The following is a 14,936-nucleotide window of genomic DNA, read 5'->3' as shown; positions in this document are numbered from 1 at the left end:
ATCAGAGGCCGAGGCCGGACTTGACGGCTGCGAGGCCGTCGCTGCTGCCATCGCGCGTCTTGACGCCGGCGAGCCAGGGCTCGACCGCGGACGGATTGGCCTTCAGCCATTCGCCCGCTGCCTTTTCCGGATCTTCGCCCTCATTCAGGATCTTGTTCATGATCTCGTTCTCCATCTTCAGGGAGAACTTGAGATTCTTGACCAGCGTCCCGACGTTCGGGCACTCGCCGAGATAGCCGGCACGAACGTTGGTATAGACTTCGGCGCCGCCGAAATTCGGTCCGAACGTGTCGTCGCCACCCGACAGATAGGTCATCTTGAAGTTGGTATTCATCGGATGCGGTTCCCAGCCGAGGAAGACGATGGGCTTGCCTTCCTTCTCGGCGCGGGCGACCTGCGCCAGCATGCCCTGCTCGGAGGATTCGACGAGCTCCATGGCCTTCATGCCGAAGGTGTCCTTGTCGATCATGTCGATGACATGGCGGTTGCCGTCGTTGCCGGGCTCGATGCCGTAGATCTTGCCGTCGAGATCGTCCTTGTGAGCGGCAATATCCTTGAAGTCCTTGATGCCGAGTTCGGCGCCCTTGGCATTGGTCGCCAGCGTATATTTGGCGCCAACGAGGTTCGGACCGTAGGATTCGACCGACTTGTCGTCCAGATAGGGCTGGATATCGGCCTTCTGGGACTGCATCCAGTTGCCGAGGAAGACGTCGATGTCCTTGTTCTTCATCGAGGTATAGGTGACCGGCAGGGAGAGAACCTTGATATCGGCCTCATAACCGAGCTTCTTCAGAAGCAGGGAAGCGGTCGCAGTGGTCGAGGTGACGTCCGTCCAGCCGATGTCCGAGAGATGGACGGTGGAGCAGCTTTCAGGATCTGCGGAGAAAGCAGCGGTCGCGACAGAGAGCGCGGCGACTGCAGTTGCGGTGACGAGTTTGAATGCGCTTGTTGTTTTCATTTTAGACTCCCAGTCTTACGTTCCCAAGCCAACCATCAATAGACCAGTTTTACAAGCGATCTCGGCGCGTTTGCGGCGTTCCGGACTATATGATTGCGACGCTCCGGCGTTTTTTGAGAAAGCTTGAATTTCAAGGCTTTTGGCGATTTCGCCGCCTGGATTTCCTGTGATTATCGATTTCTTGGGGCTTTTCTTTGCGTTCTCCAGCTTCCAAGAAGCCAGATAAGGAGAATTCGATGGCAAAGCTCTATTTCAACTACTCGACGATGAATGCCGGCAAGTCGACCATGCTGCTGCAGGCCTCCTACAATTACCACGAGCGCGGCATGCGCACGGTTCTCCTGATCGCGGCCTTCGACGATCGGGTCGGGCGGGGTGTCATCGGTTCGCGCATCGGGCTCGAGGCAGAGGCAATCCCCTTCGAAGGCGACAGCGATCTCTATGCGCTGGTGCGCAAACTCAGCAGTGAAGGGCAGGCGATCTCCTGCGTCTTCGTCGACGAGGCACATTTCATGACCCGCGATCACATCTGGCAGCTTGCCCGCGTGGTCGACAGGCTTGGCATACCCGTCATGGTCTACGGCCTGAGAACGGATTTCCAGGGCAAGCTCTTCCCGGCCTCTCAGGAACTCCTGGCAATCGCCGACGAGATGCGGGAGGTGCGGACCATTTGCCATTGCGGGCGCAAGGCCACCATGGTGGTGCGGCTCGATGCGGAGGGCAAGGTGCTGCACGAAGGCGCACAGATCGATGTCGGGGGGAACGAGAAATATGTTTCGCTGTGTCGCCGCCATTGGGATGACGCGATGAACGGCGAATGGATTGCCGAGCCGGTCTGAGCAGGCAAAGGCCTGTTTTCTTCGGCGATGCAAATGACTAATCTGCAATCCGTAGATTCCCTGGAGTGCCCGGTGCGCAAGAGCCCGCCCTTCGACAGCCAGTATGATGCCGCCCGCGACCTTGCCGAGGCCATGGGCGGGGAGGCGGACTATTGTGCCGCTTGCATCGCAGGCTTCGATGGTGACGGGCAGCGCTCGTCCGATGAGCTTTTCCTGGAGCAGAATGCGCGATTCCAGGCCTTCTTAACCGACAGTTCCACGCTTGATGTGCTGCTTGCGGAACTCGTCTTCTCGCTCGACCAGTTCACTGCCAAAGTCTCGGCGGACCTCGACAGTTTTCGCGGATTGACGCGGCGCGAAAAGATCGCCGGCTGGTTTTCCCGACAGCGCATGTGGCGTATGCACAGCGCGCGGGTGCGCGAGGCACCGGTCGTGGAGCAACTGCTCGATCTCCTGGCGAAATCCGATCTGTTGGCAACGCTGCTCAAGGACCAGAGGCAATCGCTTGTCGAGCGTCACAAGAGCGCCGAACTGAGCCTCGTCGACATTGTCGAGCACCGGCGACGACTCGTCGACGAGATTGATATTGCGCGAATGCGGATGAAGGAGCTCAACGCCAAGGCATTGAACGCACAGGGTCGCATCGGCGTCTACGGCAACAAGGCGCATTGGGAGCAGATGGAGGCGGAGCGCCTCGCGCTGAAAGCGGAGGCAGAGCGCATTTCCGTCGAGGAACATGCGATGCGCGACGAAAGCCAGCGGCGCGAACGCTTCATCGGCATGTTCCAGACCTTCGTCGACAGATTGAATGGCCGTATCGCCGGCTGCAATGCGCTCATCCGCAAGCTTTCGGTCGATACGGAGGAGCGGCTCGTCATCTACCAGGCACAGGTCGACACCGACCGTCCGGGCATGAAAGTAAGGATCAAGCCGGAGCTTTTCCCAAATATCGCCGCATCCATAGCGCTTTTCGAAAAGGGCATGCTGGTGCCTCAGGATCTGGTCCAGCGAAAGAGCCGCGCAGACCAGGACTTTGCCCGCAAATTTCCGGCCTATGCCGATGAGCCCTCGGATGCACCGTTGATCGACGTGGTGCGAAAATCTCCCGTATTCGGCCTCGGTTTCTTGCGTTCGCTGCGTTCCTGACAGGGTGGCGAGGGCAGGCTGCCGTCCCTGACAGATCGCGTGCCATCGGCCGAAATATCCTTGTCTGTTGTTGTACTTGAGCGATCGAGCGCATATGTGGTGGGTAGGGATACCCTCATTTCGCCGCCTGACAGGAGACGACGATGTTCGACCGGATTGCCGGTTTTTTCAGACTGATCGGCCAGACGATCGGCCGCTGGGTTCGCCTTTTTGCCGCCTGGGCCTTCTGGCCCTTCCTGGCCGCGCACGGATGGTATGCGCGGCGGACTTGGGCGATCCGGCTGCCGATAATCGGCTTTCTCGCACTTCTCGTCGTCCTCTATGGCTATTTCATCTGGCAGACGCAGGTCTGGTCGAATTTCAACACGAACTTTGTCGACCAGTATCGTCTTTCGGATCGAAAGGTGCCGGCAGGGCAGGAAATTCCGACGGCGGACGGGACTGCTGCCAAGAGCTGCCAGCGTTCGGCAATCGTCGATGTCGCTGCCGATCTGACGGATTTCAACGTCAACCAGAATGCCTGGATTTCGTCGATGGTGCTCTACAAGATGGGCTTCTTCGGCATCGATTGGGATCACACGCCCTTTCTCGACAACAAGGCATCCTTCCAGCGCGGCATCAATCAGGCCGTTCGCCGTACGTCCGTGGAACTGGTGGATACGCTGGGGCGCGTACGCGGTACGTCCGGCATAAATAGCGATCTGCAGAATGCGCGCGGCAATCTGCAGTTCGATGAATATAGCTGGTATTTCGGCCTGAACCCGTTCGGACCGAAGACACCGACGCCGGCCTATTATCGCACGGCGATTGATAGCCTGCGGAAATTCAATACGGATCTGGCTGCCTGCAATGCCGTTTTCGACGGTCGCGCCGACAACCTCATCCAGTTCATCGACCGTATCGCCAACGATCTCGGCAGCACATCCGACATGCTGGCCGAACGCTCGGAAAATCATGATCGCGGCTGGTTCGACACGCGTGCTGACGACCGATTCTGGTTCGCATATGGTCAGCTCTACGCTTATTACGCGATTTTGTCGGCCGCACAGGCAGACTTCTCTCAGGTTGTGTCGGAGCGAAATCTCGGCGCCATCTGGTCGGGTACGACACGCCAGTTCCAGGCAGCACTTCGCATCCAGCCGGCGATCATTTCCAACGGACGTGAAGACGGCTGGATCATGCCGAGCCACCTCGCCACGATGGGCTTCTACATATTGAGGGTGCGTTCGAATCTCGTTGAAATTCGCTCGGTATTGGACCGCTAGAGCGCGGAACGTCCATTCGGACGCACGGCAGATGCCCTGGCTTCTTAGCCGCTAAGCAGGATCGCCGTTGTCTTCGAAGCCGAGGATGCGCAGCTTCTCGACGAATTCATAGGTGATGCCGACGATGCCGCCGCCGCTGGCATCGTCGCGGAACTGCCCGACGGAGCGCACCATCTTGTAGCCGCCGAGCCCGTTGTCGACGCGATAGACATAGTGGAAGCCGACACGGTGAAGGCTCGCCTGCTCGAAGGTTTCGGCGATCAGTAGCCGGTCTTCCTGATGGATGCGCGACATGAGTTCGGTCAGGTTGACCGGACCTTCGCTGTAGGGAAGATCGAAAATCTCATGTACGTCTTCGCTGGCGAAGAAATGTCCGGTCTCGATGTTCATCCGCCAGAAGCCGAAGAGGCGGTAGGCCGCGAACATGGTGAGCGCTTCGGCATCTGTCACACCAATGTGGGCACGCGATTGCAGCCGATGTTCGACGGCCGGCTGTTCGAAACGAAGAGGCACGGTTTCCCCCTGATTGGGATGACGCGCTGATTCTCTTCTGATTCCTCAGTTGATCAGCTTCAATCGGATGGCTTTTGCTACCAACTGAGTGCGGTTGACGCAATCGAGTTTTTTAATTGCGTTGGTCATATAGGCATTTACCGTGTGATCCGAGAGCGCCAGGATCTGGCCGATCTCGATCGAGGTCTTGCCTTGCGCGGTCCATCGCACGACCTCAAGCTCGCGTGCCGAGAGCGCGTTGTGGGAGCTCTCCTCATTGCGCTTGACCGTATTGTAGGTGTCGAGGGCGTAGAGAATAATCATCGCGAGTTCATTGATCTCGCTCTGTCCAAGGGATGCGCGTTCGCCACCGAACCAGAAGACGAGGCGCTGTCCATCCCCGGAGTTGACGGGCATCGCGATACCGGCGGTCATGCCATGCTGCAGCATCAAATTCCTGATGCCGGCCGGGAAAGACTGGGCATGGGCGGGATCGTTGAGATGCCAGACCTGCGGCACCGCCGATTCTCTCATGCGCGCGGCGAAGGGACATGCCCGCAACATATGTCCACGATCGAAATCCCTGATGTAGGAAACCGGGAGCGAGCTCTCGATGATCAGTGGTTTGAGCAGCAAATCTTCTTTCGCCGGGGCGTTCAGCAGAGTGATATGCTCAAAACCGAATGCGGCTGCCACCCTTCCAAGCGCTTGCCCGAACAGGCCGCGCGTGCGGGCCACTGCCAATTCGCTCGATAGCAATGACTGCCTTTCAGAGGTAGTCATGTAAGACATTATGTGCCCCCGCAGGTCCCCATGTTACCGCTATCAAATACGTAAATACGCGGGCATGCTAGCCCTAATTGACTTAGCACACACTGATTAATTCATTTTCTGAAAAATTAACCAGCGAAAAACGCGCCTAAGTTGATTTACCGCCTATACGGGTAGAAGCGCCGTCCCTTTCACTTCCTCCATGACCGCATAGGTGTGTGTCTCGCGTACGCCGGGGAGGGAAAGAATCACTTCCGAGAGGAATTGGCGATAAGCATCCATCCCCGCCATGCGCGCCTTTACAAGATAGTCGAATCCTCCCGCGACCATATGACATTCCATCACGTCGTCGCTGCGTTTTACTGCCGCAGCAAATGCGTCGAAAACATCAGGCGTGGTGCGGTCAAGTTTAACCTGTACAAAGACGAGGAGGCTGCGGCCGAGTTTTTCCGGTGAAAGGATTGCCATATAGCCCGTGATATAACCGTCCCGGCTCAGTCGCTTGACGCGCTCGGCAGTGGCCGTGGGAGACAGGTTGACGCGTTCAGCGAGCTCTATGTTGGAAAGCCGCCCTTCCTTCTGCAGTGCGCGGAGAATCTTGCGGTCAAGACGGTCGAGTTCTTTCATTTTTCGCGGCCTTTCAGGCGGTCGGTAGGCGAAGATCGTGTTGGTCGGCCTCAGTTTAGTGAAAAACACCACGAATGAACAGCTATGTTGCCGAAATCACGGAGAACACTACATGCCGACCCAGATTTCCACGCCTTTTGCCCTGTTCAACGCTCCATTTGCCGGTGACGATGACCGACTGCTGCATGGTTTTGCTGAAGGCCTGCGCTTTTCGGCCTCCCAGGACGGGGCGATCGACAAGCGCGCCGGCGGCATGATCGAGGCGATCCGCGGCAATTCCGGATCGATCGGCGGCGTGGAGGACTTCCTCAGGGAATACGGGCTTTCCACCAAGGAGGGCCTGGCACTGATGGTGCTTGCCGAAGCGCTGCTGCGCGTACCCGATGCGCTGACGCAGGACAAGCTGATCGAGGACAAGCTGAAGGAAGGCGGCTGGAGCGAGCATGAGGGCAAGGCCGACAGCTGGTTCGTTTCCGCTTCGGCCTGGGCACTTGGCCTTTCGGCCCGCATCATCAGGCCCGGCGAAACGCCTGAAGGTGTGGTGCGGGGTCTTGTCAAACGCATGGGCCTGCCGACCGTCCGCAACGCCACCAAGCAGGCCATGCGTTTCCTCGGTCATCATTTCGTGCTTGGCGAGACGATCAAGGACGCGCTGAACCGCGCTGCCAAGAGTGAGGAAAAGGGCTATCGCCATTCCTTCGACATGCTGGGCGAGGGTGCCCGCACCGCCGAAGACGCCAAGCGTTACTGGCAATCCTATGCGATGGCGATCGAGGCGATCGGCGGCTGGATGGCGAAGAACGGCAAGGGCAAGGATCTGCCCGACCGCATGGGTATTTCCGTCAAGCTTTCGGCGCTGCATCCACGTTATCTCGCCACGCATCGCGACCGGGTGATGAAGGAGCTGGTGCCGGATCTCCTGAAGCTCGCGCAGATGGCGAAGGCGCATCAGCTCAATTTCACCATCGACGCCGAAGAGGCCGACCGGCTGGAGCTTTCGCTGGACGTGATCGCCGCCGTCTTTTCCGATCCGTCGCTCGCCGGCTGGGATGGTTTCGGCCTGGCTATCCAAGCCTATCAGAAGCGTGCAGTTGCCGTGATCGACTATATCGACCAACTCTGCGCAAAGCTCGGGCGCCGCATGATGGTGCGTCTCGTCAAGGGCGCCTACTGGGATACCGAGGTGAAGCGCGCCCAGGAGCGCGGGCTTGATGATTATCCGGTCTGGACACGCAAGCAGGCGACGGACCTTTCCTACCTTGCCTGTGCGCAGCACATGCTTGCCAAACGGGCGCGCATCTTTCCGCAATTTGCCACGCATAACGCGCTGACGGTTTCCACCATTCTCGAGCTTGCGGGCAATGATCGCTCCGGCTTCGAGTTCCAGCGCCTGCATGGCATGGGCGAGAGCCTCTACAATCATCTTCTTGATACCAACGACCGCATCGCCTGCCGCATCTATGCGCCGGTCGGCGGTTATCGCGACCTACTCGCCTATCTCGTCCGACGTCTGCTCGAAAATGGCGCCAACTCTTCCTTCGTCGCCATGGCCGGCGACAAGAACGTGCCGATCAAGGCGCTGCTGGAGCGTCCGGTGGACAAGCTCGAATTCGATGTCGGGGCCAGCGCGCGCAACAGCAAGATTCCGTTGCCATTGCAGCTCTATGGCAAGCGCAAGAACAGTGCGGGGCTGGAATTCGGCCATCGCGCGACGCTCGAGAGGCTGATGGGCAATATCGGCAAGGGCATTGCTGCCATTTCCGCCACGCCGCTGATCCCCGGCGTCGCTGCCAGCGGTTCCGACGTTTCCGTGGTTTCGCCCTCCAATCATTCGAAGACCGTCGGTTCGGTGCGCAATGCCACCGCAGCCGATATCGACAAGGCTTTTGCGATTGCGGCCAAGGGCTTCAAGACATGGTCGCGGCGCTCCGTCGAGGAACGTGCATCGGCACTGGAGCGCATGGCCGACCTCATGGAGGAAAACCGCGACAGGCTGCTGGTGCTTCTGGCAGCTGAGGCCGGCAAGACGCTCGATGACGGTGTGGCCGAAGTACGCGAAGCCGTGGATTTCTGCCGCTACTATGCCGATGAGGCACGCCGGCTGTTTGGCACTGTCACGAAGATGCCGGGGCCGACCGGTGAGGACAATCGCTACCTCTGGCGCGGGCGTGGCGTCTTTGCCTGCATCTCGCCCTGGAACTTCCCTCTGGCGATCTTCCTCGGGCAGGTTTCGGCAGCCCTCGTGTCCGGCAATGCCGTGCTCGCAAAGCCGGCGCCGCAGACCCCTCTCATTGCCTATGAGGCGGTCAAGCTGTTCCACAAAGCCGGCGTGCCGGAAGATGCGCTGCTTTTCGTGCCCGGCGGTCCCGATGTCGGTGCTGCGATCACGGCACATGCAGCCCTTGCCGGTGTGGCTTTCACCGGGTCGACGAAGACGGCCTGGGCGATCAACCGTGCGCTCGCCGCCAAGGATGGGCCGATCGTGCCGCTGATTGCCGAAACCGGTGGGCTCAATGCCATGGTGGTCGATGCGACGGCTCTCGGTGAGCAGGTGGCTGACGACGTGGTCCTCTCGGCCTTCCGTTCTGCCGGTCAGCGCTGCTCGGCACTGCGCCTGCTCTTCCTGCAGGAGGATGTGGCCGAGCACATGACGAAGATGATCGAAGGCGCGGCGCGCGAACTGCAGCTCGGTGACCCCGCACTCGAAACCACCGATGTCGGCCCGATCATCGACGACAAGCAGAAGGCTATGCTGGAGGCCCATGTCGCCGACATGCAGAAGACGCAGAAGGTGCGTTTTGCCGGCAAGGCGCCTGCGGGCGGCAGCTTCTTTGCGCCGCATATCGTCGAGCTCGACAAGGCTGCCGCGCTGACCAAGGAGGTCTTCGGTCCGGTTCTGCACATCGTCAGATGGAAGGCGAAGGAATTGCCGAAAGTGTTGCAGGAGATCCAGGCTTCCGGCTACGGCCTGACGCTCGGCATCCACAGCCGTATCGAATCCACGATCCGCACCGTCACCGATGCGCTCGATACCGGCAATATCTATGTCAACCGCAACATGATCGGCGCCGTTGTCGGCACCCAGCCGTTTGGTGGCTCTAGCCTTTCCGGCACCGGCTTCAAGGCTGGCGGTCCGGCCTATCTGCAGCGTTTTGCGCTGGAACAGGTGATCTCGGTAAACACCGCCGCGGCTGGTGGCAATGCCAGCCTGATCGCGATGGGCGAATGAAGTAATGAAATGGCAGCAAGTCTGTGGGAACCCCGCTTGCTGCCGTTCAAACCAATTGCTAAGCGTATGATCGGATGCAACTGAGGCAATCTACTCGTGCGCTTTGCAATTTTCCTTTCCGTAAAGTATCTGTTTTCTCGAATAATACTTGCTTTAGTTCTTTCCAGCCTTCCAATTGCGCTATTGCAGGCCGCAGAGCAGAAGCAGCCGGAACATCCACCGATGAGCTTCGTCATCGTGCATAAATCTGTCTGCAAGCAAGACTGTCCGGAATGGATTTCGGCAGAGGGGCGCATAACCTCCGACACACCTGCCCAAATGAGAAAAATTCTCAGGAAGATCGGGAATCGGAAATTGCCGATCGTGTTCCGTTCCGAAGGTGGGGATGTGAATGCCGCCTATGTAATGGGACGAATGATTCGCAAGGCTGGGCTGGAATCGGCGGTCGGTGGTACGCGGCTGGAAGGCTGTCCGCCTGAGGATTTGCGTTGCGCGGCTGCCATCGGCCGGAATGGCGCTGCAGCTGGATCCACCTATTCGTATGGCGCATATTGCGTTTCTGCGTGCCCGCTGGCTTTGGCGGGCGGCACGACGCGAGTCTCGTCTCAATGGGCCTATATCGGCGTCCATCAGATCACGACCGTCTACAACAAGATGCGCGTCTCCTATCGCATCGAATACAAGATGGTGAATGGGAAGAAGCAGGAAGTTTCCCGTAAGGAGATTGGCCGCAAAGTTACCGGGCAGAGCAGTTCCACCAAGCTCGGCAAAAAAGCTAGCGCGACCCTGAAGGCGTATCTGAAAGAGATGGGGGTCAGCGATGACATCGTTGACCTGATGATGAGCGCCACACCCGACAGCATGGCGATGGTCGTGCCGACTGAAGCACTTCGGACAGGTCTGATCACAGATATGCTGGCTTACAATGAATGGCCCGGCATGCCGCTCTGCGCGCAGGACGCAGCGGCCGATGCCGCATGCTATCGCCATCCGGCGCCCAAAGCTGCTGTGCCTGAGCCGCCCGTGAAGAGTGCGACCGTATCCCCAAGCTATCCTGCGCCTAAAACCCATCCGATGGACTTCCTCCTGATGTACAAAGGCAATTGCCAGGAAGAATGCACGCAGTGGATCTCGGCGGATGGCGACATCATGCCGGATACACCGGCTCAGCTGGAAGCGATCTTGAAGACACTCGGCGACAGAAAGTTGCCGGTCGTCTTTCAGTCCTTTGGTGGCGACAAGGATGCAGCTTTCGCAATGGGACGTATGATCCGCGCTGCGGGCCTCGATACGTCAATTGGCAGAACGCGCCTGCCGAATTGTCCGATGCAGGATCCGCGTTGTACCGCGAGCATGGCCAAAAGCGGGCCGACCGAGGGGGAAGTCTTTGCCGGTGGGGCGTACTGTTTTTCGAGCTGCACCATTGCCTTTATGGGCGGAACGTCGCGGCTCGTGGGACGAACTTCCGCTCTCGGCCTCAGCCAACCGGCGAGCAAGGTTACGGAGACTGAGCGCGGAAAATTCATTGCCTATTTCAGTGAGATGGGCGTCAGTCCCGACACATTCGACACGATGATGATAACGCCGTCTTTCGGGAGAGGAGATATATATCCGCCTCAGGCGCTCAGGCTTGAGATCATCGATGGTGTGATCCCCTACGATGAGGAGCCCGGCCTTCATGTCTGCGGACCAAACGCTAAGGAAAGCGTTCTGTGCCCCAGAAAATCCGAGGCGGCAATCGTTCCGGCGTCTGCTTCAGTTAACTGATGCCGAGTTTCGAAAAGAGGCGCCGCCGCGACACGGCGCTTCTGCTTCACACCGCCGTCTTTCACGGCCTGACGCCGCTTTAGCCCTTGTCCTTCAGGTCGTTCTTCGAGGTCACGCTCATCAACTTTTCTAGGAAGCCGAGCATGACCGCAGACACAACGAAGGCCAGATGCATGAGGGTCAGCCACATGATCTTGCCGTCGGTATATTGATCGACGTTGAGGAAGACCTGCAGCAGGTGGATGGAGGAGATGGCGACGATGGAGGAGGCGACCTTGATCTTCAGGCTGCCGGAATCGAGCTTGCCGAGGAAGGAGACTTCGCCTTCCTTTTCAGCCTCGTCGAAGCGGCTGACGAAATTCTCGTAGCCGGAGATCATGACCATGACGATGAGGCTTGCGACGAGTGCCGCATCGATGAGACCGAGCATGGCGAGGATCATTTCGGCCTCGCCGAGCTCGAACACGCTTCCTGCGACCTTCAGGAATTTGAAAGCGAAGGCCACGGCATAGACGGCCAAGGCAAGGACAAGGCCGATATAGAAGACCACAAGCAGCCAACGGCTGGAAAGGATGATGCGCTCGACCAAAAGTTCGAGTGATTTCACGGTCTACCCCCGTAAGTCTTAGAATCGCTGACCCCTAATAAACAATGGAATAGCCGCAGGGCAAGGCGCGGCGCTATTCACAGTTTGGGCATATTTCGCTATCCGATTGAAATAAGCGCCGAGTCCGTCGCGCATAGAGAAATCGGGCGCGCAGAGAAAACGGGAACACGATCCATGGCTGCCATCAAATCCGATATCGAAATTGCGCGTGAGGCAACAAAGAAGCCGATTTTCGAGATCGGCGCCAAGCTCGGCATCCCGCCGGAGCAGCTCGTTCCCTACGGTCACGACAAGGCGAAGATCAGCGCCGAATTCATCGCCGCCCAGGAGGACAAGAAGGACGGTAAGCTGATCCTTGTCACTGCCATCAATCCGACGCCGGCAGGCGAGGGCAAGACGACGACCACCGTCGGTCTCGGCGACGGGCTCAACCGCATCGGCAAGACAGCGATCGTCTGCGTGCGCGAGGCCTCGCTCGGTCCCTGCTTCGGTGTGAAGGGTGGAGCGGCAGGCGGCGGATATGCCCAGGTCGTGCCGATGGAAGACATCAACCTGCATTTCACCGGCGATTTCCACGCGATCACCTCGGCGCATAATCTGCTGGCGGCGATGATCGACAATCACATCTATTGGGGCAACGAAGAGAATATCGATCTGCGCCGCATCACGTGGCGACGGGTGATGGACATGAACGACCGGGCACTGCGCAGCATGGTGTCCTCGCTCGGCGGCGTATCCAACGGGTTCCCGCGGCAGAACGGCTTCGATATCACCGTCGCGTCCGAAGTCATGGCGATCCTGTGCCTTGCGACCGATCTCAAGGATCTGGAGCGAAGGCTCGGAGAGATCATCATCGGTTACCGCTTCGACAAGACGCCGGTCTATGCCCGCGATCTCAGGGCCGATGGCGCGATGGCCGTCCTGCTGAAGGATGCCATGCAGCCGAACCTCGTGCAGACGCTCGAAAATAATCCGGCCTTCGTGCATGGCGGTCCATTCGCCAATATCGCCCATGGCTGCAACTCGGTGGTCGCGACGAAGACTGCGTTGAAGCTCGGCGACTATGTCGTGACGGAAGCGGGCTTCGGAGCGGATCTCGGCGCGGAGAAATTCTTCAACATCAAATGCCGCAAGGCCGGCTTGAAACCGAGTGCCGCGGTGATCGTCGCGACAGTCCGGGCGCTGAAGATGAATGGCGGCGTCAAGAAGGACGATCTCGGCGCGGAGAATGTTCAGGCGCTGGTTCGCGGCTGCTCCAATCTTGGCCGCCATATCGCCAATGTGCGCAGGTTCGGCGTTCCTGTCGTCGTTGCGATCAATCATTTCGTTTCGGATACCGATGCTGAAATCGCCGCCGTGCAGGAATATGTCGCGCGTCATGGCGCCGAAGCCATCCTTTGCCGTCACTGGGCGGAAGGTTCTGCCGGCATCGAGGACCTTGCCTACAAGGTCGTGGAGCTAGCCGAATCCGGACAGGCAAGGTTCGAGCCGCTTTATGGCGACGACCTGCCGCTCATCGAAAAGATCGAGATCGTCGCTTCGAAGATCTATCATGCCGGCGAGGTGACGGCCGACAAGGCGGTCCGCGACCAGCTGGCGGCCTGGGAAGCACAAGGCTATGGCAAGCTGCCGGTCTGCATGGCGAAGACGCAATATTCCTTTTCGACAGATCCGAACCTGCGCGGTGCGCCGGAGGGGCATGTAGTGTCGGTGCGCGAAGTAAGGCTGTCGGCGGGCGCCGGCTTTGTCGTCGTCATTACCGGCGAGATCATGACTATGCCCGGCCTGCCGAAATCGCCGTCGGCGGAACGGATTTTCCTCAACGATCAGGGTTATATCGAAGGGTTGTTCTGATCCCCAGTGGCGTTCGCGCTGCTCGTGACGAGATGGCGTCGACGCTTCTCGTCGTCGGGGTCGATGAATAGCCAAACGAACAGCCGCTGAAAGCTTCCGCCAGCCAATATCGCTATCGGCAGGAGCCAAAAGACATGGCCTGAAAACAGCAAGCCTATGGCAGTAACAAGCAGTCCGAAGATAATGCAGGCTGCGATAGCCTTCATGCACTTGCGATCCTCGACATCGTCGTCCCGAGACTTTGATCTGGGTATTTGAGGATCTGATTCAAGCTGTCATCTCAAGTGTCTGAAATTTCTAGTGGCAGTAGCGATAACCGCCCTTTCTCTCGATCACGTCAAGATGGAAATGGGTCTCATGGGCGGCATCGCTTTCGGGGTCGAGCACGGTCGTGAAATAGAGGCAGCCTGCGGCGCTGACGGTACGCTGGAATGCGCCTGTCAGTGTCGAGTCCTCGCGTCGTGAGCGGACCTCGACAGGCTCGCCCTTGTTGAAGCTGAAGCTTCCAATGTCGATGGCATTGCCGCGGGCATGTTCGGAAATCTTGCCGGTCTCGGCGCTGTTGCGCAGGCGGCAGATATAGGCCGAAGCCTGATTGATGGTGGTAATGCCACCGTTGGCCGGCAGTGCGACCGAAGCTGCTGGAATGACACTACCCTTCATCCACTGTGCAAGCGCCAGTGCCGTCGGGCAGCGAAGTGTGGCTTCGGGTTTCAACGTAATACCGGGCAAAGCCTGCGAGACAATGATGGGCTTGTCGATGCCGCAGCCGTTGCCGTCGTCGATGCGGGGTGTTTCGCGAAAGACGACGCCAAGGCTCTGCAATTCCTTCACGCATTCGGCATGGTCCGCGTCGCTCTCCGGCTCGATGGTCAGGTGCTGTTCTTCGAGCGTCTGCTCGGCCGGGCTCGGTGGTTTCTGGTCTTCCAGCGGGGGCGGCGGCGGGCCAAATTTTTCAGCCGATGGCGTGGCAGAGGCTTCGCTGGGCTTCGGCTCCGGCGTCGGAATGTCGGAAGCCTGCGGCGGCGTATCGGGTTTTAGCTCCGGTTTGGCTTCAGGAACTGCCTCCGTTTCCGGCTTTTTTTCAGGCTGGACCGAAGGGCTTTCGGTTGCCGTCTCTGGCTTGGGTTCCGGCAAGGGGCCGGTTCGCGGCAATCTTGCACCAGGGAGCAGGGCGAGTGCGGCGAGGAGGACCGCCATCTTCCGAAATTCTCTCACACGTCGTTTCCCGTCGTTGATCGAGCGGAGAGTTAACGCGAAAGGACCGGTTTCGTTGCAATTGCGCAACGTTTTGTCGACATCGGTAAAACTTGATTGTATTATTCAACATAAATTGGCTGAATATATTGACAATAAAACTCATGTTTTTTATGCGGCAAAA

Annotated in this window: 13 protein-coding genes; 6 read left to right on the top strand and 7 right to left on the bottom strand. The window is 58.7% G+C overall.

What is annotated here, in order from left to right:
* Window position 1: 1 nt before the first annotated feature.
* Window positions 2-958, bottom strand: a complete 957-nt coding sequence (locus tag FHT93_RS09155) for a choline ABC transporter substrate-binding protein (protein WP_112543506.1) — start codon at window positions 956-958, stop codon at window positions 2-4.
* Between the two features lie 236 nt (window positions 959-1,194).
* Between FHT93_RS09155 and FHT93_RS09150 the strand changes: the two genes are divergently transcribed.
* The 3 genes from FHT93_RS09150 (at window position 1,195) to FHT93_RS09140 (ending at window position 4,208) form a co-directional block, all read left to right on the top strand.
* On the top strand, window positions 1,195-1,797 hold the full coding sequence (locus tag FHT93_RS09150; RefSeq protein ID WP_112543507.1) for a thymidine kinase: 603 nt from the start codon (window positions 1,195-1,197) through the stop codon (window positions 1,795-1,797).
* 72 nt (window positions 1,798-1,869) lie between these two features.
* Window positions 1,870-2,943, top strand: coding sequence for a hypothetical protein (locus FHT93_RS09145; protein WP_113208130.1), 1,074 nt, complete (start codon window positions 1,870-1,872; stop codon window positions 2,941-2,943).
* Between the two features lie 143 nt (window positions 2,944-3,086).
* On the top strand, window positions 3,087-4,208 hold the full coding sequence (locus FHT93_RS09140; RefSeq protein WP_113208131.1) for a DUF2333 family protein: 1,122 nt from the start codon (window positions 3,087-3,089) through the stop codon (window positions 4,206-4,208).
* 51 nt (window positions 4,209-4,259) lie between these two features.
* On the opposite strand, the gene FHT93_RS09135 is transcribed toward FHT93_RS09140, so the two are convergent.
* The 3 genes from FHT93_RS09135 to FHT93_RS09125 all read right to left on the bottom strand — a co-directional run bounded on the left by FHT93_RS09135 (window position 4,260) and on the right by FHT93_RS09125 (window position 6,098).
* A complete protein-coding gene (locus FHT93_RS09135) occupies window positions 4,260-4,721 on the bottom strand; it encodes a diguanylate cyclase (RefSeq protein ID WP_113115295.1) in 462 nt (153 codons plus the stop codon).
* Between the two features lie 45 nt (window positions 4,722-4,766).
* Entirely contained in the window at window positions 4,767-5,492 is a 726-nt protein-coding gene (locus FHT93_RS09130; RefSeq protein ID WP_113016467.1) for a LuxR family transcriptional regulator, read from the bottom strand.
* 144 nt (window positions 5,493-5,636) lie between these two features.
* The gene (locus FHT93_RS09125; RefSeq protein WP_112543512.1) at window positions 5,637-6,098 is read right to left on the bottom strand and encodes an Lrp/AsnC ligand binding domain-containing protein; all 462 of its coding nucleotides are present in this window, start codon (window positions 6,096-6,098) and stop codon (window positions 5,637-5,639) included.
* A gap of 112 nt (window positions 6,099-6,210) precedes the next feature.
* Here FHT93_RS09125 and putA point away from each other — a divergent pair, with 112 nt between their 5' ends.
* Together putA and FHT93_RS09115 are read left to right on the top strand one after the other, a co-directional pair.
* Entirely contained in the window at window positions 6,211-9,327 is a 3,117-nt protein-coding gene (putA, locus tag FHT93_RS09120; protein WP_112972177.1) for a bifunctional proline dehydrogenase/L-glutamate gamma-semialdehyde dehydrogenase PutA, read from the top strand.
* Between the two features lie 96 nt (window positions 9,328-9,423).
* Window positions 9,424-11,094, top strand: coding sequence for a hypothetical protein (locus tag FHT93_RS09115; protein ID WP_183847175.1), 1,671 nt, complete (start codon window positions 9,424-9,426; stop codon window positions 11,092-11,094).
* A 79-nt stretch (window positions 11,095-11,173) separates the two neighbouring features.
* On the opposite strand, the gene FHT93_RS09110 is transcribed toward FHT93_RS09115, so the two are convergent.
* A complete protein-coding gene (locus FHT93_RS09110) occupies window positions 11,174-11,701 on the bottom strand; it encodes a TIGR00645 family protein (RefSeq protein ID WP_112543515.1) in 528 nt (175 codons plus the stop codon).
* A 174-nt stretch (window positions 11,702-11,875) separates the two neighbouring features.
* Between FHT93_RS09110 and FHT93_RS09105 the strand changes: the two genes are divergently transcribed.
* Window positions 11,876-13,555, top strand: a complete 1,680-nt coding sequence (locus FHT93_RS09105) for a formate--tetrahydrofolate ligase (RefSeq protein ID WP_113016469.1) — start codon at window positions 11,876-11,878, stop codon at window positions 13,553-13,555.
* On the opposite strand, the gene FHT93_RS09100 is transcribed toward FHT93_RS09105, so the two are convergent.
* Together FHT93_RS09100 and FHT93_RS09095 are read right to left on the bottom strand one after the other, a co-directional pair.
* Window positions 13,534-13,761: a hypothetical protein gene (locus tag FHT93_RS09100; RefSeq protein ID WP_183847173.1), complete on the bottom strand. Its 228-nt coding sequence runs from the start codon at window positions 13,759-13,761 to the stop codon at window positions 13,534-13,536. The two genes, FHT93_RS09105 and FHT93_RS09100, sit on opposite strands and share 22 nt — an antisense overlap.
* A 91-nt stretch (window positions 13,762-13,852) precedes the next feature.
* Complete coding sequence (locus FHT93_RS09095; RefSeq protein WP_183847171.1) at window positions 13,853-14,755, bottom strand: extensin family protein; 903 nt, start codon at window positions 14,753-14,755, stop codon at window positions 13,853-13,855.
* Between the last annotated feature and the right edge of the window lie 181 nt (window positions 14,756-14,936).

Source organism: Rhizobium sp. BK379 (assembly GCF_014193955.1).
Lineage (GTDB): Bacteria > Pseudomonadota > Alphaproteobacteria > Rhizobiales > Rhizobiaceae > Rhizobium.
This window is presented reverse-complemented; position numbering and strand designations above follow the sequence as displayed.

What these genes read in the sequence shown, in the direction of transcription:
- FHT93_RS09095 (WP_183847171.1), bottom strand. Translation starts at nt 14,755, where the DNA reads ATGGCGGTCCTCCTCGCCGCACTCGCCCTGCTCCCTGGTGCAAGATTG.
- FHT93_RS09150 (WP_112543507.1), top strand. Translation starts at nt 1,195, where the DNA reads ATGGCAAAGCTCTATTTCAACTACTCGACGATGAATGCCGGCAAGTCG.
- FHT93_RS09100 (WP_183847173.1), bottom strand. Translation starts at nt 13,761, where the DNA reads ATGAAGGCTATCGCAGCCTGCATTATCTTCGGACTGCTTGTTACTGCC.
- FHT93_RS09140 (WP_113208131.1), top strand. Translation starts at nt 3,087, where the DNA reads ATGTTCGACCGGATTGCCGGTTTTTTCAGACTGATCGGCCAGACGATC.
- putA (WP_112972177.1), top strand. Translation starts at nt 6,211, where the DNA reads ATGCCGACCCAGATTTCCACGCCTTTTGCCCTGTTCAACGCTCCATTT.
- FHT93_RS09125 (WP_112543512.1), bottom strand. Translation starts at nt 6,098, where the DNA reads ATGAAAGAACTCGACCGTCTTGACCGCAAGATTCTCCGCGCACTGCAG.
- FHT93_RS09105 (WP_113016469.1), top strand. Translation starts at nt 11,876, where the DNA reads ATGGCTGCCATCAAATCCGATATCGAAATTGCGCGTGAGGCAACAAAG.
- FHT93_RS09130 (WP_113016467.1), bottom strand. Translation starts at nt 5,492, where the DNA reads ATGTCTTACATGACTACCTCTGAAAGGCAGTCATTGCTATCGAGCGAA.
- FHT93_RS09155 (WP_112543506.1), bottom strand. Translation starts at nt 958, where the DNA reads ATGAAAACAACAAGCGCATTCAAACTCGTCACCGCAACTGCAGTCGCC.